The organism is Bacillus timonensis (assembly GCF_000285535.1).
GTDB lineage: Bacteria > Bacillota > Bacilli > Bacillales > Bacillaceae_L > Ferdinandcohnia > Ferdinandcohnia timonensis.
Genome location: NZ_HE610987.1, coordinates 225908 through 231209 on the forward strand (window position 1 = coordinate 225908; position 5302 = coordinate 231209).

General features: G+C 36.8%; 3 protein-coding genes. 1 reads left to right on the top strand and 2 read right to left on the bottom strand.

Going from position 1 to position 5302, the window contains the following annotated elements:
- Positions 1 to 423: 423 nt before the first annotated feature.
- Together BTHG_RS15495 and BTHG_RS15500 are read right to left on the bottom strand one after the other, a co-directional pair.
- Positions 424 to 1854 carry an alanine/glycine:cation symporter family protein gene (locus BTHG_RS15495; protein ID WP_010677648.1) on the bottom strand — a complete coding sequence of 477 codons (1431 nt, stop codon included), beginning with the start codon at positions 1852 to 1854 and terminating at the stop codon, positions 424 to 426.
- Between the two features lie 181 nt (positions 1855 to 2035).
- Complete coding sequence (locus tag BTHG_RS15500; RefSeq protein ID WP_010677649.1) at positions 2036 to 3211, bottom strand: SH3 domain-containing protein; 1176 nt, start codon at positions 3209 to 3211, stop codon at positions 2036 to 2038.
- Positions 3212 to 3504: 293 nt separating this feature from the next.
- Here BTHG_RS15500 and BTHG_RS15505 point away from each other — a divergent pair, with 293 nt between their 5' ends.
- Positions 3505 to 5199: a choice-of-anchor I family protein gene (locus BTHG_RS15505; protein WP_010677650.1), complete on the top strand. Its 1695-nt coding sequence runs from the start codon at positions 3505 to 3507 to the stop codon at positions 5197 to 5199.
- The last annotated feature ends 103 nt before the right edge of the window (positions 5200 to 5302 follow it).

Sequence of the window (5302 nt, forward strand, 5' to 3'; positions counted from 1 at the left end):
TATCGTTGCTCGGCTTCGTGATATACCATTTATGCCGTTTTCGGTATACCATTTATCGTTGCTCGGCTTCGTAATATACCGTTTATGCCGTTTTCGATATACCATTTATCGTTGCTCGGCTTCGTGATATTCCGTTTACGCCGTTTTCGGTATACCATTTATCGTTGCTCGGCTTCGTGATAGTCCGTTTACGCCGTTTTCGGTATACCATTTATCGTTTCACAGCTCGGTGATATTCCGTTTATGCCATTTGCGGTATACCATTTATCGTTGCTCGGCTTCGTGATATTCCGTTTGCGCCCTTTGCGGTATACCATTTATCGTTTCACAGCTTGGAGATATACCGTTTCTGCAGTTTGAAGAATACCATTTATCCTTTCTCTGCTTGGACATCGCAACATCTTTTTAGAAAAGAGCCTATTCTTATAATCTTGAACGGTTTTCTTCCTCTTCTCCCCAACACTCAACTTCGCCCATATTAGGTACGTTTTTCTTATAGAATATTGGGTTTTTTCCTTGTTTCCGTTGGTTTATATAATCGTTTATTACCGGCTTTGCTATCTTCCAGAGTAACAGAATAGCGATTAAGTTAATGACTGCCATGATGGCCATAAATAAATCTGCCAGATCCCATACAATTTGTACTTTCGCAATTGAACCAAACATGACAAAAACGACTACAAAAATGCGGAATACACTTAAACCTATTTTTGATTCATTAATAAATTCAATATTTGTTTCACCGTAGTAGTAATTACCAATAATTGAACTAAAAGCAAACAGAAATACAGCTACTGCTAAAAATATCCCTGCCCAATCGCCTAAGTTTCCAACTAAGGAAACTTGAGTTAAATTAACCGATGCGGCGCCGGATTGAAGATATGCATCACTAAGTAAAACGATTGCTGCTGTTGCTGTACAAACTAGTAATGTATCAATAAATACTCCGAGTGTTTGAATTAAGCCTTGTTTTACAGGGTGAGTCACTGAAGCTGTTGCTGCAGCATTTGGTGCAGAACCCATCCCAGCTTCGTTGGAAAATAAACCACGTTTAATCCCATTCATGATTGCTGCTCCTAACATACCCGCAAAGGCTTCTTCCACTCCAAAGGCAGATTTAATGATTAGGGCCAATACATTAGGCAATTCAGTTATATTTAGGATTACAACAAGAAGTGCAATGACAATATAAAGGACTGCCATCACCGGAACAATAATTTGAGTGACACTTACAACACGCTTTAAACCACCAAAAACAATTATTCCTGTTATAACAGCTATAATAATACCCACAACAGCACGATTAGCACCAAAGCTTTCTTCAAAAGCAATTGATATCGTGTTTGCTTGAACGGCATTAAATACGAAACCATATGTAAACGTAATAACAACTGCAAAAATGATTCCCATCCATCTTTTATTTAAACCCTTTTCAATATAATAGGCAGGACCACCACGATACAATCCATTACTCTTGTCTTTGATTTTATAGACTTGTGCAAGTGTACTTTCAATTAAAGAAGTTGCACCTCCAATTAACGCAATCATCCACATCCAAAAAACGGCACCAGGACCTCCAAGCGCGATTGCTGTCGCTACTCCAGCAATATTACCAGTCCCAATCCGAGAGGCAGCAGAAATTGTAAATGCTTGAAAAGAAGAGATACCTTTTTTCCCAGATTCATCACTTGGAGGCTTTTCAGCAATAATTTTAAACATGTCTGGAATTAATCGAAATTGAATAAACTTTGTTTTAATCGTAAAAAAGAGACCTGCTCCCACTAACAATATAATTAATAAATACGAATATAAAAATGTATTGATGTCACCTAATGCACTACCAAACCAATCCATAAATTCCCCTCCCTATCTTAATATTAACTAATCAATCGGTCCCTCATACAATTTGATATCGGAGACCTTAAAAACCAAACTACATTATACCCGGATAATGTTTACCAAGTAAAGCGCTTTAATTCCTAGAAATAAGACAAGAGGACAGGTCCATCGTCCCATCCCCGGTTACAGTTATAATTTAGTATTTGTTTAGTTCTTGTATAGGAGTTTGAATAATAACTGGGTTTTTGGCGGGATCCAACCACTTTAAGATTTTGATAATATTTGCTTCAGATGTCGCAGTACAACCCAGTGTATAGCCACTACCAACATGGAAGAAAATCGCACTTCCTTTATATGGGGTTCTTTGTGTATTGTAATTAATGACAAATCCATAGGTATACAGTCGATGAGTCATATTTTCAGCACTTTTCCATTTTCCTTGTGTCGCACTTCTTGATTGCCAGGAATTATAAAGTGGAGACTCTGGATCGTCTACCCACACATCATCACTTGTAATGGAACGGAAAGGTAATTTCGTACCTGGATTTCCTTTTTGACCGAAAGCAGTTCCAATCGAATATTTACCTACAGGGGATTTACCATCGCCTTCTTTTTTATTGCTCGCAAATCCATTTTTCCCTATATAGCCTGTTGTGTTTAACACAGACATCCATTTGCCAGTTGCATTCTTCTCAAATGCTTGTATAGAAGCACGATTCGTGTTGTATCCATTTGTAGTTACGAGAATAATCTGTTGGTTTCCAGCAACCGTTTTTAATTTATCGGCTATATTTCCATTTGTTTCAGGTTTCGTTACAGTTGTTGGTGTTGGAACTGTAGTAACACTATTAACGTTATTCTCAACAACAGGTTTAGTATCAGAAAGGTATTTACTATATACCCAGCCTGTTTTCTCATTCATTTTCACTTTACTCCAAGAATCAGTTAACTCATAAACGGTAACAGCTTGTCCCTGTGTAATGGACATAACAACTGGATAATTCGTACCTGAGCCGCTACGTACATGTAAAGAGCTAGTATTTACATATTTAGTAACTGGCTTTGCCAAAGTAGAAGAAGTGACAGACTGTTCAGCTTTTGGTGTTTTAACTTTAACTTCATTTTCTTTTTTTACATCTTCAGTTTTATCGTTTTTATTCGTTGTCACTTTGTCCGATATGGTCGCTTTAGTCGTTTTGTTATCTTTTATATCCTTTTCGATTTCATTTGTCTTTGTAGTAGTATTTATCGTCTCTTCATTTCTCTTTTTGGAGGTTGCTACGGTATCTCTATGGGATGATGTAAATGAAACGATCATCACTGCGATTATCAAAGACAATATAATTCCAAATAGTTGTTTCCTCTTTTTCATGTTGTAATATCCCCCAGATGTAAAATATCCACTTCATTATAAAACAATCGGAGAATGAATTTGTTTATTATTTCACACAAAGTTGTTGTTAATTTCTCCCTTAAAAAAGAGAAGGTCTTTTATAAAAAATCTTTCTGTTATTATGCGCAATTTCCATCCTTACAATCTTTTTACAAGGAATCTAATTATTCTTTACAATGGTTCAATACTTTTGAAATATTGCTAGGTTACGATGATTACATCTGTCGAAACCTCTTGGATTTTGATAGAAATTGATACGTGGAGGTCATAAGGTGAAGAAACATACAAAGCTTAAAACGTTCAGCAAAATTCTCTTAGCCGGGGTTTTATTAAGTTCAGCTAGCCCATTTAGCGTAAATCATGCACATGCAAAAACGGACATATCTAATTCTTATGGAGTTAAAAAAATTGCAGGCTATAGCATGGGGTTAACCAATGAAGATGGTGGAGTTGCTGAAATAGTAAAATATAATTCTGCTAACCAAAAGTTTTACGCTATTAATGGTCATGGGCAAACAATTGATATTGTAAGTCTTAAAAATTTAACCTCTGCAGATACAGTGCAAGAACTACAATTAGAAAAATCTATTAATATTGCTGATGGAGTGAACTCCGAAACTTTTACTTATGGAGACTTAACAAGCATTGATATTAATAGCTCTCGAGATATAATTGTTGCCGCCGTTCAAGATGCAGATTATACAAAAAACGGGAAGATTGTTGTCATGAATCCTGAGGGAAGCATTCAGAAAACGTTTGATGCAGGTGTTCAACCCGACATGGTTAAAATAACATCTAATGGAAAGTACATATTATCAGCGAACGAAGGAGAACCTCGTGGGGGGTTGCATACGGAGGACCCTGAGGGGTCGATTACAATTGTTGAAGTTAAATCCGGAAAAGTTACACACCTTACTTTTGATGATACAAGTGTGATTGATGATGATGTTCATATTCGTAAGAATGGGACAAAAGCAGATGCAAGTAAAGATTTTGAACCTGAATATATTGCCATTTCAAAAAATGGCAATATAGCTTATGTTACCCTTCAAGAGAATAATGCGATTGCAACAATTGATATTCAAAAAGGCAAAGTTTTATCTGTTAAATCTCTTGGTTATAAAGACCATTCCATGGCAGGAAATGAATTGGATGCAGCAAGAAATGATGAGATAAACATTGAAAGACTGCCGATTTTAGGTTCTTATATGCCTGATGGAATTGCTCATGTAACGATCCGTGGTGTCGATTATCTTATCACTGCAAATGAAGGGGACGCGACAGAGTGGCCTGAAGATGACTCGGATTTTATCAATGTTGCCGATTTTGAAAAAGTAAAAGATAAAATTACACTGGACACAAGTCTGTTTAAAGGTATGACAGCAGAGGAAGCACAGACTACATTCGAGAGCATGAAAAACTCTAAGGCTTATAATAAGCTTGAAGTACTAACAGATCGTGGAAATGACGCCATTTATACTTTGGGAGGACGTTCTTTCTCGATTTGGAAGGCCGATACAATGGAACTTGTCTACGACAGTGGAAGTGACTTTGAAAAGATCACAGCAGAACATTTTCCAGAAACGTTTAACTGGTCTAATGACGATGATAAATTTGAAAAGCGTAGTGCAAAAAAAGGACCTGAGCCTGAAGATGTAAAAGTAGGCGTGCTTGGTAATCAAGTATATGTATTTGTTGGGCTTGAGAGAATTGGCGGTGTCATGACATTTAACATTACCGACCCACAGAATTCACAGTTTACAAACTATCTAAATACTAGAGATTTTTCGCAGGCTATTGCTGGGGATGTAGCCCCTGAAGGACTTGAATTTATTGCACATAATGAAAGTCCAACTGGAAACCCGCTCGTTTTAGTAGGTAACGAAGTAAGTGGCACTGTTTCTGTTAATGAAATCCAAGTAAAGCATGAGAAGCATGGTAAAAATCACCACGTAAATAATAGATAAATCTATCTAAATTAGAGCTTAATTTCTCATTCGAGAGGTTAGGCTTTTTCTTTTAGAATTGAGAGTCTATTTGTGAAAAAAGTGGTGGGACACGGAACCTGTG